Consider the following 13,950-nt stretch of genomic DNA (forward strand, 5'->3'; position numbering starts at 1 on the left):
TGTTAACTGGATTATTAAGATAAGGGTTATCGGTTATATCGATATGCGATTTACTCTCCGTCAACTGCAAGTCTTCGTCGCCGTCGCCCAGCAGGAAAGCGTCTCACGCGCTGCTGGCCTTCTGGCCTTATCTCAATCCGCCGCCAGCACCTCGATCACCGAGCTGGAGCGCCAATCCAGCTGCCAATTGTTCGACCGCGCAGGCAAACGCCTGAGCCTCAACGCCCTCGGCCATCAGCTGTTACCCCAGGCGGTGGCGCTGCTGGACCAGGCCAAGGAGATCGAGGACCTGCTCAACGGCAAGTCCGGCTTCGGTTCCCTGGCGGTCGGTGCCACGCTGACCATCGGCAATTACCTGGCGACCCTGCTGATCGGCAGCTTCATGCAGCAGCATCCCGAGAGCCAGGTGAAGCTGCATGTGCAGAACACTGCGCATATCGTGCACCAGGTAGCGCATTACGAAATTGATCTGGGTCTAATCGAAGGCGACTGTAGCCACCCGGATATCGAGGTGCAGACCTGGGTCGAGGACGAACTGGTGGTGTTCTGCGCCCCGCAACATCACCTGGCCAAGCGTGGCGTGGCGTCCATGGACGAGCTGACCCATGAAGCGTGGATCCTGCGCGAACAGGGCTCGGGCACGCGCCTGACGTTTGACCAGGCCATGCGCCATCACCGCAGCGCGCTGAACATCCGCCTGGAGTTGGAGCACACCGAGGCGATCAAACGCGCGGTAGAGTCAGGCCTGGGGATCGGCTGCATTTCCCGGCTGGCGCTGCGCGATGCGTTCCGCCGCGGCAGCCTGGTACCCGTGGAAACCCCGGACCTGGACCTGGCCCGGCAGTTCTATTTCATCTGGCATAAACAGAAATACCAGACCTCAGCCATGCGCGAGTTTCTGGAACTGTGCCGCGCCTTTACCGCAGGGGTTCAGCGCAGCGACGAGATCGTGTTGCCGAGCATTGCCTGATCGTTAGATCAGGATCACGGCCCACACCAGGGTGATCATGGTCAGCGCAACGAATTGCGCAGCGCTGCCCATATCCTTGGCGTTTTTCGACAAGGGGTGACGGTCCAGGGAAATCCGGTCGATGGCCGCTTCCACCGCGGAGTTGAGCAACTCGACAATCAAGGCCAGCAGGCATACCGCGATCAACAAGGCGCGTTCCACCCGGCTGACGTGCAGGAAGAAGCTCAATGGGATCAGGATCACGTTGAGCAACACCAACTGGCGGAAGGCCGCCTCGCCGGTGAAGGCCGCACGCAGGCCGTCCAGGGAATAGCCCCCTGCATTGAAGATACGTTTGATACCGGTTTGACCCTTGAAAGGCGACATAGACGTAGGCAACTGAACCAAAGAAGTGGGGAAACTAGATCACGCCAAGTCAAAAAAGCGTGAAGCGGCTACAACTTAATGCTGTGAAATTGACTCAAGTTGTTGCAAGAGCAGCGCCGCCTGCGTCCGGGTACGCACCCCCAACTTACGGAAGATCGCGGTAACGTGGGCCTTGATGGTCGCTTCCGACACGCTCAGCTCGTAGGCAATCTGTTTGTTCAACAAGCCTTCGCACACCATCGTCAGCACGCGGAACTGCTGGGGCGTCAGACTGGCCAGGCCATCGCGGGCGGCCTTGGCTTCGTCGGACACATTGATTTCTTCAAACGCCTGCGGCGGCCAGGACACGTCGCCGTCCAGCACCCTGCGCACGGCCTTCTGAATATCTTCCATGGCGCTGGATTTTGGAATGAAACCGCTGGCGCCAAATTCCTTGGAACGCACCACCACGTCGGCTTCTTCCTGGGCCGATACCATCACCACCGGAATCTGCGGGTATTGCCCACGCAACAGCACCAGCCCCGAAAAACCGTAGGCACCCGGCATGTTCAGGTCGAGCAGCACCAGGTCCCAATCGGATTTTTCGGTGAGACGGGCTTCCAGCTCGGCAATGCTGGCCACTTCGACCAGGCGCACATCCGGGCCAAGGCCCAGGGTCACTGCCTGGTGCAGGGCGCTGCGAAACAGCGGATGGTCATCGGCTATCAGGATTTCGTATGTGGCCATTGATTAAATGATCCTGTTTTTTATGGGAGCCCTGATGGGTTCAGGGTTCACCAGTACACAAGATGACAGCCAGGCAGCCATCACCAGAGGGCACGTTCAGCGTCGAAAACACCTTGAACGACGTTGAAAAATTCACGCTTACGCCCAATCGGCGCCCAGCATGCCCAGCGTAGCCTGGGGGGTCAAGTACTACGCCCGTGGGCATTTTAGCGGGTTGCGGGCTTAAGGTGCCATCATGCAAACGTCGTCTGGCTATACCGCTGGGATATAGGGTGCAAGACGAGTATGGACGATGTCTGCCGGGTCCAGCGGCAGTTGGAACTTGGCCGCCAGGTAGTGGGTGCTGAACACATCGAGGTAAGCGTCCAGCACCTCGCTGGCGACGCCGTCGTCGGCCAGCTCCAGACATAGCGCCGCCACTTCAGCGGTGCAGAAATGATCATCACGCTTGGAGCGCCGCAGCTTGTAGCGTGACAGTTGCTCGGGCGCCAGGCTCAGTACCGGCAAATGCTCCAGGTACGGGCTTTTGCGGAACATCTTGCGCGCCTCACTCCAGGTGCCATCGAGCAGGATGAACAGCGGGCGCTTGCCCTCCTCCACCCGCACCTCGCTGACGACACGCTCAGGGGCGACGAATTCGCCGGGGAACACGATATACGGCTGCCACTGCGGATCGGCCAGCAAGGTCAGCAAATCGGGGTCGACTTCGGTGCGCGACCAGGCGAACGCGGTGGTGTCTTCAATCACATCGGCGATCAGCCAGCCGGTGTTGCTGGGTTTCATCGGCTCGACGTCATGCATCAACAGGCACATGGCGGAACGGGCCTCGACCTTGGGGCGCCAGGCGCACAGACAGTACTCGGGGATGACCCGGCAGCCGCTGCAGCGTTCGGCACGGGAGCCACGGTTGAGGAACGGCCTGACGGCACGTGCCAGGCGCTGTGTACGCAGGCGGGAGACGGCGTGACTCATAGGGTGCGCCGTTGGGACGGGTAAATCGACACGGTGAAAACTCGTGGAGGGCTTCAAGTGGCGGCAGTCTACCAGCGATACGCCTGGCTGTAGTGGCAAGGGCTCACCTATAATTGCGCGCCACTGAACGCACAGCGCAGTGGTTGGTCTATGCACCAGTACCCGAATCAGGAGATTTTCATGTTGCGTTCCATGCTGCGCCTTGCCGCCCCGTCCATCGCCCTTGCGCTGGTATTGCCCGTGGGCGCCCAGGCGGCCTCGCTGCTGGAGGCCCAAATGAACCGCAAGCTGCAAAGCGTCGCGGCGGAGAGCAACAAAGACCTGCCCCGGGAAATCGACGAAAAAACCCTCGAGGTCGCCTACACCGTCGAAGGCATGCAACTGATCGATCACCTCAGTGTACTGCCCGACCGTGCTGAACAGATGCGTGCCAACCCCAAGGCGGTGTACTTCCAACTGGGCCAAGCCGTGTGCCTGAACAAGGGTTACCGCGAGCTGATGGCCAAGGGTGCGGTGATGCGCTATGAAATCACCGAGAACAAGACCAACCGTCCGGTGGCGTCGGTGAAATTCGTCGAAGCGGATTGCCCTGCACCGGCTGCCGCGAAGAAGAAAAAGTAAGCCTGGCGTGACCCTCGCGCGCTGCTGCCCAGCGGCGCGCACTCCCCCGTTTCAATTCTCCTGCACCGGCTAGACTGCGTGGTGAGCGACCAATAAGCGGTTGCCAGCCAAGGGTTTTTCGGCTCATGATCGAGCCATCCCTCCCGTCCATTCCCAGCGTTTCTCTTAGCTGTTTTGTCACATTTTCAGGGCAAAAGAGGGTTGCCCACCTGCGGTATGCAGCGACACATGCAGTGTCGTGGCCTTCGACGAACCTCTCGTCGAGCACCCGGGCCCTGTGTAGAAGGAGAAGTTGAATGCCTTACGAATCGAATGAGCAACTGCTCCGTCATTTTGAACAACACGGAGCCGACCTTGCGCAGCAAGTCGACGCTCAACTCCAGCTGATTGCTCCGAACAGCCCGAATATCCCCCTTTATCGCGACATGATGCTCACCGTTCTGCGCATGGCCCAGGACGACCGCGACCGTTGGAACGCGAAGATCACCTTGCAGGCCATCCGCGAACTGGATAACGCCTTTCGCGTGCTGGAACAGTTCAAGGGACGACGCAAAGTCACGGTGTTTGGTTCGGCACGTACCCCGGCTGAAAGCCCCCTGTATGCCTTGGCCCGCGAAGTCGGCACGTTGCTCGCCCAATCGGAGCTGATGGTGATCACTGGCGGCGGCGGTGGCATCATGGCCGCCGCCCACGAAGGCGCTGGCCTGGAACATAGCCTCGGTTTCAACATCAACCTACCCTTCGAGCAGCATGCCAACCCGACCATTGATGGCACCGACAACCTGCTGTCTTTTCACTTTTTCTTTACGCGCAAGCTGTTCTTCGTCAAGGAGGCCGATGCGCTGGTGTTGTGCCCGGGCGGGTTCGGCACCCTGGATGAAGCGTTGGAAGTGCTGACACTGATCCAGACCGGCAAAAGCCCATTGGTGCCCGTTGTGTTGCTGGACGCGCCAGGTGGCAGCTTCTGGCAAGGCGCCCTGGACTTTATCCGCAGCCAGCTGGAAGCCAATCGCTATATCCTGCCTACCGACCTCAAGCTGGTACGCCTGGTTTACAGCGCCGAAGAAGCAGTGGCCGAGATCAATCAGTTTTACGCCAACTTCCACTCAACACGTTGGTTGAAGCGCGAGTTTGTGATGCGCATGAACCACCCACTCAGTGACCGTGCCCTGGCCCATTTGCAGAGTGAGTTTGCCAGCCTGCGATTGAGCGGGGAGTTCCAGCAACTCGCCTACACCGCTGAAGAGCATGATGAGCCACGGTTCAGCCATTTGACGCGTTTGGTGTTTAACTTCAATGGCCGCGATCAGGGCCGTTTGCGAGAGTTGGTGGATTACATCAACTTGCCGGAAAACTGGGCACAGGCTCAGGGGAAGACGCAGCAGCGGGTAGCGCCGGAGCCGGCTTGAGTTTTTGAGTGCAAAAAAAAAGGCCCACTATTTTCATAGTGGGCCTTTTTTGTGGCGCTGGGATGAAACATTCGGGGCCGCTACGCAGCCCAGCGGGAGCAAGCGCCCTCGCCATGACAAGCCCTTGCAAAATCCCAACTCAGTCGTCCATGTCCCGGCCACTCAACAGGCGGCTGATCATCTCCATCGAAAACCCGCGATAGCTCAGGAAACGCCCCTGTTTCGCACGCTCCTTGGCATCGATCGGCAGATGACCAGAGAACTTGCGACGCCAGGTGTCTTCCAACTGCGCCTGCCAACTGATACCGCATTCACGCAGGGCAAGGTCGATGTCGGCACGTTGCAGGCCGCGCTGGCTGAGTTCTTCACGAATCCGCGCCGGACCGTAGCCAGAGCGCGCTCGGTAGGAAACAAAACTTTCAAGGTAACGGGATTCCGACAACAGCCCCTCTTCCGTTAATCGGTCGAGGGCCGTGTCGATCATCTCGGGCTCCGCACCGCGCTGACGCAGCTTACGCGTCAGCTCGACTCGACCATGCTCGCGGCGAGCGAGCAGGTCCATTGCAGTGCGCCGAACGGCAACGAGTGTATCCAGTACAACTGTCATCGTTTGCTTCAGATATCAGTGTCGGCTTCTTCCACTTCTTCAACCGGCTCGCGGTTGGCAGCAGCCTTCACATCTGGCGCTGCGGTCAGCAGCTTGTCGCGGATCTGCTTCTCGAGCGTGGCCGCGATGTCCGGGTTGTCCGCCAGGAACTTGGCCGAGTTGGCCTTGCCCTGACCGATCTTGCTGCCGTTATAGGCATACCAGGCACCGGATTTCTCGACGAAGCCGTGCAGCACGCCCAGGTCGATCATCTCGCCGTTCAGGTAGATACCCTTGCCGTAGAGAATCTGGAACTCGGCCTGACGGAAAGGCGGGGCTACTTTGTTCTTCACGACCTTGACGCGGGTTTCGCTACCGACAACCTCGTCACCTTCCTTCACCGCGCCAGTACGGCGGATGTCCAGACGGACCGAAGCGTAGAACTTCAACGCGTTACCACCAGTGGTGGTTTCCGGGCTGCCGAACATCACGCCGATCTTCATACGGATCTGGTTGATGAAGATTACCAGGCAGTTCGCGTTCTTGATGTTACCGGTGATTTTACGCAGCGCCTGGGACATCAGGCGGGCTTGCAGGCCCACGTGCATGTCGCCCATTTCGCCTTCGATTTCAGCCTTTGGCACCAGTGCAGCCACGGAGTCGACCACGATCACGTCGATGGCGTTGGAGCGCACCAGCATGTCGGTGATTTCCAGGGCTTGCTCACCGGTATCCGGCTGGGACACCAGCAGGTCGTCAACGTTGACGCCCAGCTTGCCGGCGTATTCAGGGTCCAGGGCGTGTTCGGCATCGACGAACGCGCAGGTGGCGCCCATTTTTTGCGCCTGGGCAATCACCGACAGGGTCAGGGTGGTTTTACCGGAAGATTCAGGACCGTAGATTTCAACGATACGGCCTTTTGGCAGGCCGCCAATGCCGAGCGCGATGTCCAGACCCAGAGAGCCCGTGGAAATAGCCGGGATCGCCTGACGGTCGTGATCGCCCATACGCATTACGGCACCCTTGCCGAATTGACGTTCGATCTGACCCAGGGCCGCAGCCAAGGCTTTCTTCTTGTTGTCGTCCATTAAAGTCCTCACGTAATCAATAAGGCCTGACGGCCAACACCTGTATAAGTAGACAGTATTGTTCCACAAAGATCGGGGATCGCCTACCCCTGATTTTCTATTTCTGCTGCAGCTCGTCGCAACAAGCCCTCTAGCGCGGCCTTTACCGTTTGTCGGCGGACCTCGTCGCGGTTGCCGCTGAAGTGCGCCAGTTCCGCCGTGACCTCGTCGCCAACGCCAAAAGCCAGCCACACGGTGCCCACCGGTTTGTCCGGCGAACCGCCGTCCGGCCCGGCCACACCGCTGACCGCCACGGCAAATCGCGCCAGGCTTTTTTCCTGGGCGCCACGGACCATCGCTTCCACCACTTCCTGGCTGACGGCGCCCACTTTGGGAAACAACGTCTCCGGCACATTCAACTGCCGGGTCTTCTGACGATTGGAATAGGTGACATAACCCGCTTCGAACCAGGACGAACTCCCCGGAATCCGCGTGATCGCTTCGGCAATACCGCCGCCGGTGCAGGACTCGGCAGTGGTGACATGAGCATTGAGCACCTGTAAACGGCGTCCCAGTTCAGCGGCCAGTTGAGTGATTTCCTTCACGGTCGTCTCCGGAGATAGGCAGGGGATTCGTCTACCCTACAGCAGCCCATCGGCCATGCAAGTTACAGATTGCATCAGGAGACTAAAGCGCGGGTGAAACGCCTAACACCGCCTGCGCCCGCGCCCACAACCGCAAGCGGTCCTCCAAGCCATTGAGCCCACCGTTGATCCGTCGCGTAATGGTGTTGAACTGGTCTTTGTCAGCCAGTTCATTCAACCCATTGCTCTGCCAGAACCACGCAGCGGATTCGCATGCCCATTGCGCCTGCTCCAACAAGTGCGGGTGCAGCAACAACCGCTCATCGCCGAATACTGCGCGGCTGCACGCCAGGTAATTGCGGCGGCCCGTCACCTGAATCAACCCCCTCCCCCGGTACTTCTGGCCATCGCCGTCCGCCTCGGGGCTATTGCCCAGGCGGACGGCCAAAATGCCGGTGTCGTATTGACTCAAATATTGATCACTGCCGAGTTCACGCACGTAACGCAGCTCGCCGGACTCATGGGCGATTTGTGCGAGAAAGGCCGCGATGCGCCGAGGACTGTTGATCTCGTATCGCGCACAAGCGGCATTTAGCGCGGGCAAAAAAATGCCCGCTCTCAGACGGGCTCCAGGCATGATTTGAATCAATTCCTGCAGTGTCATTAACATCAGCGCCCTCCCGAAAACACGCTATATCGACAATCCACCCGCCGTGATCGCACTGCGGTAGCCCGTTGCCGGGTCCCCCTCGTTCACCACCTTGGTGATCGACCATAGCCCCTGCATATACAAAGGCCAGGTTTCATCCAGCCGCAACAGACCTTCGGCGGCCAATAACGGGTTGCCAGGGCAATCGACCTGCAACTCCAACCCTTCACGGCCGACGCGGCGCAACTCAGCTTCGGCCACGGCGCGGGCCTCGGCTTCGTTCTGGCAACGCTGGCGCAAGGTCTTGAACGGTGCAATACCGATCTGGACCACCTGCTGCTTGCCGCCGCCGCTGTCCCACCACGTCACGCGACAGCCCTGGTAGCTAGAGCGGGTATTCTCGTTCAGTACGGCAGTGATGAAGGCCTGGTCACCGGGACGGTTATCCTGGGTCACAGACAACTTCACCTCGGGCAATTGTTGCAGGGAAATCGACTTGACCTGCCCGGCTTCGGCCAACACATACAACTCGTTGAACGGCTTGGTGACCGCGCAGTAGCGCCTGGCAAGGCGGGTGATGAACGCCATGTCACTCTCATTGGACTGGTCGACATGGGCAATCGCAATCCCCTCCAGTGACGCGGCTACGCGCGGTGAAAAACCATGCCGGCTGACCAGTTGCCGAAACAGTGCGCCCAAGGTCGTCGGACCATGACTGGCGGAACGGCGCTGGCGGTACTCACTCGGGTCCACGCTGCTGAAAGGTGCTGCCGTGGCAACGATCATCAAGCGCATGGGAAACAGCACGGGGGTTCGCTGGGTAATCAGGAACTGCCCTTTCTCCACCAACCCTGACTCTTTATAACCAACGCGCAATCCGATCTTGCCGCTCATGCTCGGCAGGCCTTCGAGCCCCTCGATATTCAGCGTCAGCTCCAGCCGATCCGACTCGATGCCCGCGGCGTCTGTGTGCTTCCAGCGCAAGATGCGTTGATTGAGCAGTGCCGCGTTGGCACCGTAAAACTCCACGATTGGCGTAAATCCCTGTGCCATGCAGCCTCCTTAATCCCACGCCAGAACGGGGCGTACCGCGACCGGCCGCGCTTGCATTTCCGGCACGATCACCCAGACTCCCGCCGGCAGCGCCGGGCCATACTCGGCAAGCGTGGGGTTCAGGCGCCACAGGGTTTCTTCAGCCACATCATCGCAACGCCCCAGCTCGCGGTAGAGCAGCAGGTTGACCGAGTCACCGGCGATACTTCGTACTCTACGCATTGACAAATTCCTCCAGTTCAAGCGTCCAGGCCATCACCATCGCAGTGCCGTCATCGATCACGTTGCTCTGGTTTTCCACCACCGAATTGATCCGCCACAGGCCCCAGTTACGGCCGATTCCATCGACCAGCGGCAACGGCGCCCGCAGACCTTGCAGGGCACGCAATTGATCCAGGCGTTGCATACCGATGCCGTACATGGCCGTACCACTGAACGTGAGTTTTTCCAGCCTCTGGCCGCTCTGTCGCGACTGCGGCTTGCTGGCGATAATCGCGAGATCGCTCCAGCCGCCGTCGCTGTTTCGGACCAGCGAGGAATAGGCAAACCCTCGGGACAAACCAAAGATGAAATCACCCAACACCATCTGTTGTCGCATCAGTCACCTCCTGGATCGGCGAGTGCCGCGTTGCGTCGAATTCCCAGCGAGTCCGTGAGCATCGGCACGCATTGCAATTGCAGGGCCTGGATAACCTGGCTGACAACCTGTCGGGCATCGGCAGGGTTCACACCAGTGATCTGGATACTGGGCGCGATGGAAACCTGAACGTTATCCGCGCGGGCACTGTTGAGTGCCTTGCTCACGCCACTCGGCGCCGGCAGGCGATCGCTGGGCCCGAACACCTTGTCACCCAGCCAGGCGCCAGCTTCACTGCCCAACAAGCCACCGATGGCACCACCGAGCACAGTGCCGGCACCGGGGAAAATCATCGTACCGATGGCCGCACCGGCGGATGCGCCGGCCCAGGCGCCACCGGCAGTACCCAGGCCGGTGGCGATGGCGTTGGCGTCACCGTTGCGTACACCCTGGACCACGTCGAGGGTGGCTGCGGCCGTCCTCAATGGCCCCAGCCGCCGGATGCCGACGGATTGAAATGTGGCGAGAGCATCGGCCAAGGCACCTGCGGGTACGTTTGCCAGGTTGGGCGTGGGCACTGCAACGCTAGCCCTGGCATAGGGTTGGGGGCTTTGCGAGGTCACTCCCACATGAAAGCCGTTTGACGAGCCACCCAAGGCCTGGCGACTTTGCTCGTACAGATTGCGCCCCCCTGTGCTGCGCCCTCCGATTTTTTTGCGACCTTTGTACTGCTTGGCTGCCGAGTCGATGACCAGATCAATGGCCTTTTCTACGACCTTACTTTTCAGCGTATCCCACAACTGCGCGCCAGCCGCCTTGAGCGTGCCCACCACCTCACCATCCGCGGGCTCCTTGGGCTGATCCTTGCCCGAACTCGCGGCGACATCCGCGGCCTTGGGCATCAGCGCATCGCTGTTGATGAACAGCGTACTGTTGAGCGTCTCCAACGTCTCGCGCAGCCGCACTTGTTCCTGGGTCAACGCGTTGATGTCCACACTCAATGTGAGCAACGCAGAGCGCAGCTCCAACGGCGGCTGCGGGCCAGCGTCCAGGCTCAGGGGCGGCGCAGCGCTTGTGGAAAACGGTGCCAGCACGTTGCCAAGGTCCGCGTCGCCGACCATCCAGCGCAAGTCCTCCTGGGCGAGCCTTGTCCCATATTTTGTTTCTTGCATCCCGCTCTACTCCTGTTTAACGCCAAGGCGAGTGATCGCGATGTCGTAGCGGCGCATGGCTTTGACGGCATCCCATTCCAGGATCTCCGCTTCATTGACCGAGTAAACCAGCGGCACCACATCGAGGATTACGTCGATGTCGCGTTGCGAAAGAAGGCCGCCGGTTGATTTAAAAAATCGTCGATGCGCTCCTGCAATTCGGTCCAGTCGGGCACACTCAGGCCGGCGAGGTCGGGGATCATCAGCCCGGTACAATGGGCGGTAATGAATTCGGCTCGCTCTTTGGCAGTGGCGAGTTTTTTCATCACTTTGGTCGCGCGCAGAGCGGGCATTTCCAATTCGAGTGCGGTATGGGTGCGGCCGGCGGCATCGACCGGCAGCAGCAGTTGCACGGGATGTCCGTGGCTCGATTGCGCCTGCTCGTCGAGGAAGAACGACGCAGGACGTGTCGACATTTCATGCACGTATTGGGCGATGGTCACGTAGTCCGGGCGTTTGAGTTGGTCGAGCTCTTTTTCCGACAGGCCGGTGGCGAGTTTCGCCAGTTCAAAGAACTGGTCGTCCTCGTCCTCACCGGCCCGGGCCAGCGCGTCTTTTTGCGCGGCGTAGTACAACGGCTTGAGTTGAACCTGTTCAATCGCCGCGCCAGTGTCGGCAGTGATCGGCGAGAGCAGGCGGTGTAACGGTGGCATCCAGGCCATGGGGCAATTCCTTGGTTAACACGTTGTAGAAAAGGGCAAGCGCAGCCCCCTGTGGGAGCCGGGCTTGCCCGCAATGCAGACGACTCGGTACCTCAGGCTGACCGAGGTGTCGCTATCGCAGGCAAGCCAGTTCCCACACTGACCGCGCCCACTTCAAGCCATGGTCGTTATCAAGACATCAGCACAGCGCGGCGCGCATCGCCAAGGATGTCGACGCCATTGAGCACGAACTTCTGGGTACGTACGTCGATGTCGATCACCGGAATGCCGTTTTCCAGGCGGGTATAGGTGCGGCAGGACAGGTCCAGGGTGGTGATGGCTTTTTCCCCCATTTTCAGCTTGCCCTCCTCCAGGGATTTGAGCTTGCCGCCGACCGTGTGGTAGGTGAAATAGGTCTTGCCGTCCTGGTCCTGACCGGCTTCACGCACGTTCAACAGGATGTCATCGCCCAGGCGCACACCCAGGGCCAGCATGATTTCCGGGCCGGCGCCTTGCAGGATCAACTTGGCGTTGAGCACCTTGCCGCTCTTGGCCATTTCCTCGGCGATAAAACGCCCGCCGGACATGGGCTCCATATCGAACTCGATCTTCGGCGGGTTGAACTCTTCCACCGTCGCGGACAACGGCAGACCTTGAAGGGTGGCCGCAATGGCCTGTCTGACTCGGTTGGTAAACATTAGAGAACGTCCTCCAGGAACTGCTCGATGATTTCATCGCGAGCGTTGAGTTGATAAACCATGTGTTCGTTCGGCGCGTAGCGGCCGTAGTCGATGACGATGAACCACGTGCCGTTCTTGTACTTCTCGACACTGTTCAGTTCCGGGTGCAGGTACACGCTACCGCCGGGAATGGTTTCGTCGGCAACCAGGGTTTGCAGCCAGTCGTTGATGCGCTTGACCTCCTGGTCCATGAACGACTTGGTGAGGTTCTTGGCCATGGCTTTCTGGCCGGCCTTGACCAGCTTGCGGCTGATGGCGTCTTCCAGGCCGACATAGCTGATGAACTTGCCGGTGATGGAGCGGTTGCCCAGCAGCGAGAAGCCGCCAAGGATGGTGCGGGCGTAGTAGCTCACGCCGTAGCGGTTGAGCAGGTCGCCTTCGGTGGAGGTGTCGAGGATGTTGTACTCGACGACGCGGGAAACATCCTCGGCGAACGTCACCTGATTGCCTGGGCTTTCCCACTGTTTGACCTTGGCCAATGCGGCGATGGCCAGGGACGACGGCGCGAGGAACACGTTCTTCTTCGCGGCCTTGGAGTACACCGACGGCATGTTGTGCACCAGCAGGCAACGGTCGAAACCGAGATCGGCGCCACCCAGCTCACCGCTGTAGGTCACTTGGTCGGCGACCGCCACGTCCTTGCCATCCAGCACCACACGGGCCTTGATGCGCTTGCCGAAAGCCGCGAACTCACCAGCCACCGCCTTGACGCCGGTGAAACCCGGGGCGCCGATGATGGTCAGGTCTTCCGGCACGCTGGCCAATGCAGCGAGGCCCAGCTTGCGGCCGGTGACCGGCTCGTCGCCGCCAATCACGTTGTTCTGCGTATCGGCCGCAGTTGCGCCCTCCTCCACGATCACCACGTAGACCGGCACCTTCACCACTTTGAGGATCTGGTACACCGCATGAAACAACGTGCCCGACTCAGCGCCAGTAGGATCCAGCAACGCCTGGGTGGTGAAACTGTTGATACGGAACGGCGAATTTTTCGGGATCGACGCGTGAGCCTTCGGCGCGGTGCCGACCAGGCCGATGACGTTATCGCCCAGGCCGCCCATGGCCTCGGGGGATTCGCTCGCGTTGACGGTGATGCCGTTGTGCTCGAAGTTCAAAACCTCAGCCATGATTAGTCAGCCTTCTGGGTAGCGGCCTTTTGGGCCGGGGTGGCGTTGAGGACGCTGGTCAGCTCCAGGCGTCCGGCGGTGCGCAGGGCGGTTGCTTCGACGTCCAGCAGGTCCAGTTCCTCGCCAACGACAGACCAATGGCCGGCGTGGGTGGGGAAAGGGACTAGGACGGTGTAGGTTTGGCGGGTAGGCATTGGGGAAAATCTCCAGGCGAAAAAAAACCGCGAAAGCGGTTTGAGGGGACGTTAAACAGGGTATTTATTCGGTTTGAGCAGCGATCCACGAAGGCGCAACAGGCCGATGTTCGCTGTTCGGAAAGTCGGGCGACTGAGGCCAATCGCGCAACGCCTGCATATAAACCAGCAGTTCCTTGAACTGCTCCTCGGAGAGCGTTGGATCAACTTCGATTTCAAGCTGATCACGATGACGCTCACGCAGCCATTTCACTGACGACAACTCGTAGCCACGCCAGGCTCGTTCCCGAGCGCCCACGTCTTCAACGGTTGGAGAAGCGCCTTGATCCGGAATGGCAAATCCCCGCGCGCTGAGATCTGCATAGTCTTTTTCCGACATTTCAATCACATCGGGCGGCATGTTCTTGCCATGTAGCGACAACGAGTAAAGCCCGTGGGTGGACGGTGAATAAAACATGAA

19 protein-coding genes are annotated in these 13,950 nt (G+C 59.9%); 3 read left to right on the top strand and 16 right to left on the bottom strand.

The genetic code is table 11. The features are described from left to right. Positions 1–43 precede the first annotated feature (43 nt). Positions 44–970, top strand: a complete 927-nt coding sequence (locus OPU96_RS11590) for a LysR family transcriptional regulator (RefSeq protein WP_010212678.1) — start codon at positions 44–46, stop codon at positions 968–970. A 3-nt stretch (positions 971–973) separates the two neighbouring features. Here the strand turns inward: OPU96_RS11590 and OPU96_RS11595 are convergent, their stop codons facing one another. From OPU96_RS11595 to OPU96_RS11605, 3 genes are all read right to left on the bottom strand, one after another. Beyond that, positions 974–1,336 carry a diacylglycerol kinase gene (locus OPU96_RS11595; protein ID WP_017137081.1) on the bottom strand — a complete coding sequence of 121 codons (363 nt, stop codon included), beginning with the start codon at positions 1,334–1,336 and terminating at the stop codon, positions 974–976. A gap of 75 nt (positions 1,337–1,411) precedes the next feature. Continuing rightward, complete coding sequence (erdR, locus tag OPU96_RS11600; protein ID WP_057723263.1) at positions 1,412–2,062, bottom strand: response regulator transcription factor ErdR; 651 nt, start codon at positions 2,060–2,062, stop codon at positions 1,412–1,414. Positions 2,063–2,314: 252 nt separating this feature from the next. Next, positions 2,315–3,034, bottom strand: coding sequence for a tRNA-uridine aminocarboxypropyltransferase (locus OPU96_RS11605; protein WP_226455912.1), 720 nt, complete (start codon positions 3,032–3,034; stop codon positions 2,315–2,317). A gap of 180 nt (positions 3,035–3,214) precedes the next feature. On the opposite strand from OPU96_RS11605, the gene OPU96_RS11610 reads away from it, so the two are divergent. Next, the gene (locus tag OPU96_RS11610) at positions 3,215–3,655 is read left to right on the top strand and encodes a PA3611 family quorum-sensing-regulated virulence factor (RefSeq protein ID WP_192297276.1); all 441 of its coding nucleotides are present in this window, start codon (positions 3,215–3,217) and stop codon (positions 3,653–3,655) included. 296 nt (positions 3,656–3,951) lie between these two features. Beyond that, on the top strand, positions 3,952–5,064 hold the full coding sequence (locus OPU96_RS11615; protein WP_305392161.1) for an LOG family protein: 1,113 nt from the start codon (positions 3,952–3,954) through the stop codon (positions 5,062–5,064). A gap of 139 nt (positions 5,065–5,203) precedes the next feature. On the opposite strand, the gene recX is transcribed toward OPU96_RS11615, so the two are convergent. The 13 genes from recX to OPU96_RS11680 form a co-directional block, all read right to left on the bottom strand. Further along, positions 5,204–5,671 (bottom strand): recombination regulator RecX, encoded by a 468-nt coding sequence (gene recX, locus OPU96_RS11620; RefSeq protein WP_078731805.1) that lies wholly within the window; start codon positions 5,669–5,671, stop codon positions 5,204–5,206. An 8-nt stretch (positions 5,672–5,679) separates the two neighbouring features. Continuing rightward, a complete protein-coding gene (gene recA, locus OPU96_RS11625) occupies positions 5,680–6,738 on the bottom strand; it encodes a recombinase RecA (protein ID WP_003189042.1) in 1,059 nt (352 codons plus the stop codon). 83 nt (positions 6,739–6,821) lie between these two features. Then, positions 6,822–7,322, bottom strand: coding sequence for a CinA family protein (locus tag OPU96_RS11630; RefSeq protein ID WP_192297279.1), 501 nt, complete (start codon positions 7,320–7,322; stop codon positions 6,822–6,824). Between the two features lie 82 nt (positions 7,323–7,404). Then, positions 7,405–7,971: a glycoside hydrolase family 19 protein gene (locus OPU96_RS11635; RefSeq protein ID WP_305392160.1), complete on the bottom strand. Its 567-nt coding sequence runs from the start codon at positions 7,969–7,971 to the stop codon at positions 7,405–7,407. A 21-nt stretch (positions 7,972–7,992) separates the two neighbouring features. After that, positions 7,993–9,003, bottom strand: coding sequence for a contractile injection system protein, VgrG/Pvc8 family (locus OPU96_RS11640; protein ID WP_192297281.1), 1,011 nt, complete (start codon positions 9,001–9,003; stop codon positions 7,993–7,995). Positions 9,004–9,012: 9 nt separating this feature from the next. After that, on the bottom strand, positions 9,013–9,225 hold the full coding sequence (locus OPU96_RS11645) for a tail protein X (RefSeq protein ID WP_226455916.1): 213 nt from the start codon (positions 9,223–9,225) through the stop codon (positions 9,013–9,015). After that, positions 9,218–9,601, bottom strand: a complete 384-nt coding sequence (locus OPU96_RS11650; protein WP_192297283.1) for a phage tail protein — start codon at positions 9,599–9,601, stop codon at positions 9,218–9,220. Before OPU96_RS11650 ends, OPU96_RS11645 begins: the two co-directional genes overlap by 8 nt. Continuing rightward, a complete protein-coding gene (locus OPU96_RS11655; RefSeq protein WP_498559100.1) occupies positions 9,601–10,752 on the bottom strand; it encodes a glycine zipper domain-containing protein in 1,152 nt (383 codons plus the stop codon). The genes OPU96_RS11650 and OPU96_RS11655 overlap by 1 nt, the downstream gene beginning before the upstream one ends. 128 nt (positions 10,753–10,880) lie before the next feature. Next, positions 10,881–11,453 (bottom strand): phage tail assembly protein, encoded by a 573-nt coding sequence (locus tag OPU96_RS11660; RefSeq protein WP_192297285.1) that lies wholly within the window; start codon positions 11,451–11,453, stop codon positions 10,881–10,883. Between the two features lie 170 nt (positions 11,454–11,623). Next, positions 11,624–12,130 (bottom strand): phage major tail tube protein, encoded by a 507-nt coding sequence (locus tag OPU96_RS11665; RefSeq protein WP_498559101.1) that lies wholly within the window; start codon positions 12,128–12,130, stop codon positions 11,624–11,626. Continuing rightward, positions 12,130–13,296, bottom strand: coding sequence for a phage tail sheath protein (locus tag OPU96_RS11670; protein ID WP_192297287.1), 1,167 nt, complete (start codon positions 13,294–13,296; stop codon positions 12,130–12,132). Before OPU96_RS11670 ends, OPU96_RS11665 begins: the two co-directional genes overlap by 1 nt. A gap of 2 nt (positions 13,297–13,298) precedes the next feature. Next, on the bottom strand, positions 13,299–13,490 hold the full coding sequence (locus OPU96_RS11675; protein WP_192297288.1) for a hypothetical protein: 192 nt from the start codon (positions 13,488–13,490) through the stop codon (positions 13,299–13,301). 64 nt (positions 13,491–13,554) lie between these two features. Beyond that, positions 13,555–13,947: a phage tail assembly chaperone gene (locus OPU96_RS11680; protein WP_226455919.1), complete on the bottom strand. Its 393-nt coding sequence runs from the start codon at positions 13,945–13,947 to the stop codon at positions 13,555–13,557. Positions 13,948–13,950 lie beyond the last annotated feature (3 nt).

The sequence above is a fragment of the Pseudomonas sp. RP-B7 genome, assembly GCF_059803535.1.

Bases quoted from the DNA above. Each gene is read 5' to 3' on its own strand.
- OPU96_RS11590 (WP_010212678.1), top strand. From the start codon at position 44: ATGCGATTTACTCTCCGTCAACTGCAAGTCTTCGTCGCCGTCGCCCAG.
- OPU96_RS11595 (WP_017137081.1), bottom strand. From the start codon at position 1,336: ATGTCGCCTTTCAAGGGTCAAACCGGTATCAAACGTATCTTCAATGCA.
- erdR (WP_057723263.1), bottom strand. From the start codon at position 2,062: ATGGCCACATACGAAATCCTGATAGCCGATGACCATCCGCTGTTTCGC.
- OPU96_RS11605 (WP_226455912.1), bottom strand. From the start codon at position 3,034: ATGAGTCACGCCGTCTCCCGCCTGCGTACACAGCGCCTGGCACGTGCC.
- OPU96_RS11610 (WP_192297276.1), top strand. From the start codon at position 3,215: ATGTTGCGTTCCATGCTGCGCCTTGCCGCCCCGTCCATCGCCCTTGCG.
- OPU96_RS11615 (WP_305392161.1), top strand. From the start codon at position 3,952: ATGCCTTACGAATCGAATGAGCAACTGCTCCGTCATTTTGAACAACAC.
- recX (WP_078731805.1), bottom strand. From the start codon at position 5,671: ATGACAGTTGTACTGGATACACTCGTTGCCGTTCGGCGCACTGCAATG.
- recA (WP_003189042.1), bottom strand. From the start codon at position 6,738: ATGGACGACAACAAGAAGAAAGCCTTGGCTGCGGCCCTGGGTCAGATC.
- OPU96_RS11635 (WP_305392160.1), bottom strand. From the start codon at position 7,971: ATGTTAATGACACTGCAGGAATTGATTCAAATCATGCCTGGAGCCCGT.
- OPU96_RS11640 (WP_192297281.1), bottom strand. From the start codon at position 9,003: ATGGCACAGGGATTTACGCCAATCGTGGAGTTTTACGGTGCCAACGCG.
- OPU96_RS11645 (WP_226455916.1), bottom strand. From the start codon at position 9,225: ATGCGTAGAGTACGAAGTATCGCCGGTGACTCGGTCAACCTGCTGCTC.
- OPU96_RS11650 (WP_192297283.1), bottom strand. From the start codon at position 9,601: ATGCGACAACAGATGGTGTTGGGTGATTTCATCTTTGGTTTGTCCCGA.
- OPU96_RS11655 (WP_498559100.1), bottom strand. From the start codon at position 10,752: ATGCAAGAAACAAAATATGGGACAAGGCTCGCCCAGGAGGACTTGCGC.
- OPU96_RS11660 (WP_192297285.1), bottom strand. From the start codon at position 11,453: ATGGCCTGGATGCCACCGTTACACCGCCTGCTCTCGCCGATCACTGCC.
- OPU96_RS11665 (WP_498559101.1), bottom strand. From the start codon at position 12,130: ATGTTTACCAACCGAGTCAGACAGGCCATTGCGGCCACCCTTCAAGGT.
- OPU96_RS11670 (WP_192297287.1), bottom strand. From the start codon at position 13,296: ATGGCTGAGGTTTTGAACTTCGAGCACAACGGCATCACCGTCAACGCG.
- OPU96_RS11675 (WP_192297288.1), bottom strand. From the start codon at position 13,490: ATGCCTACCCGCCAAACCTACACCGTCCTAGTCCCTTTCCCCACCCAC.
- OPU96_RS11680 (WP_226455919.1), bottom strand. From the start codon at position 13,947: ATGTTTTATTCACCGTCCACCCACGGGCTTTACTCGTTGTCGCTACAT.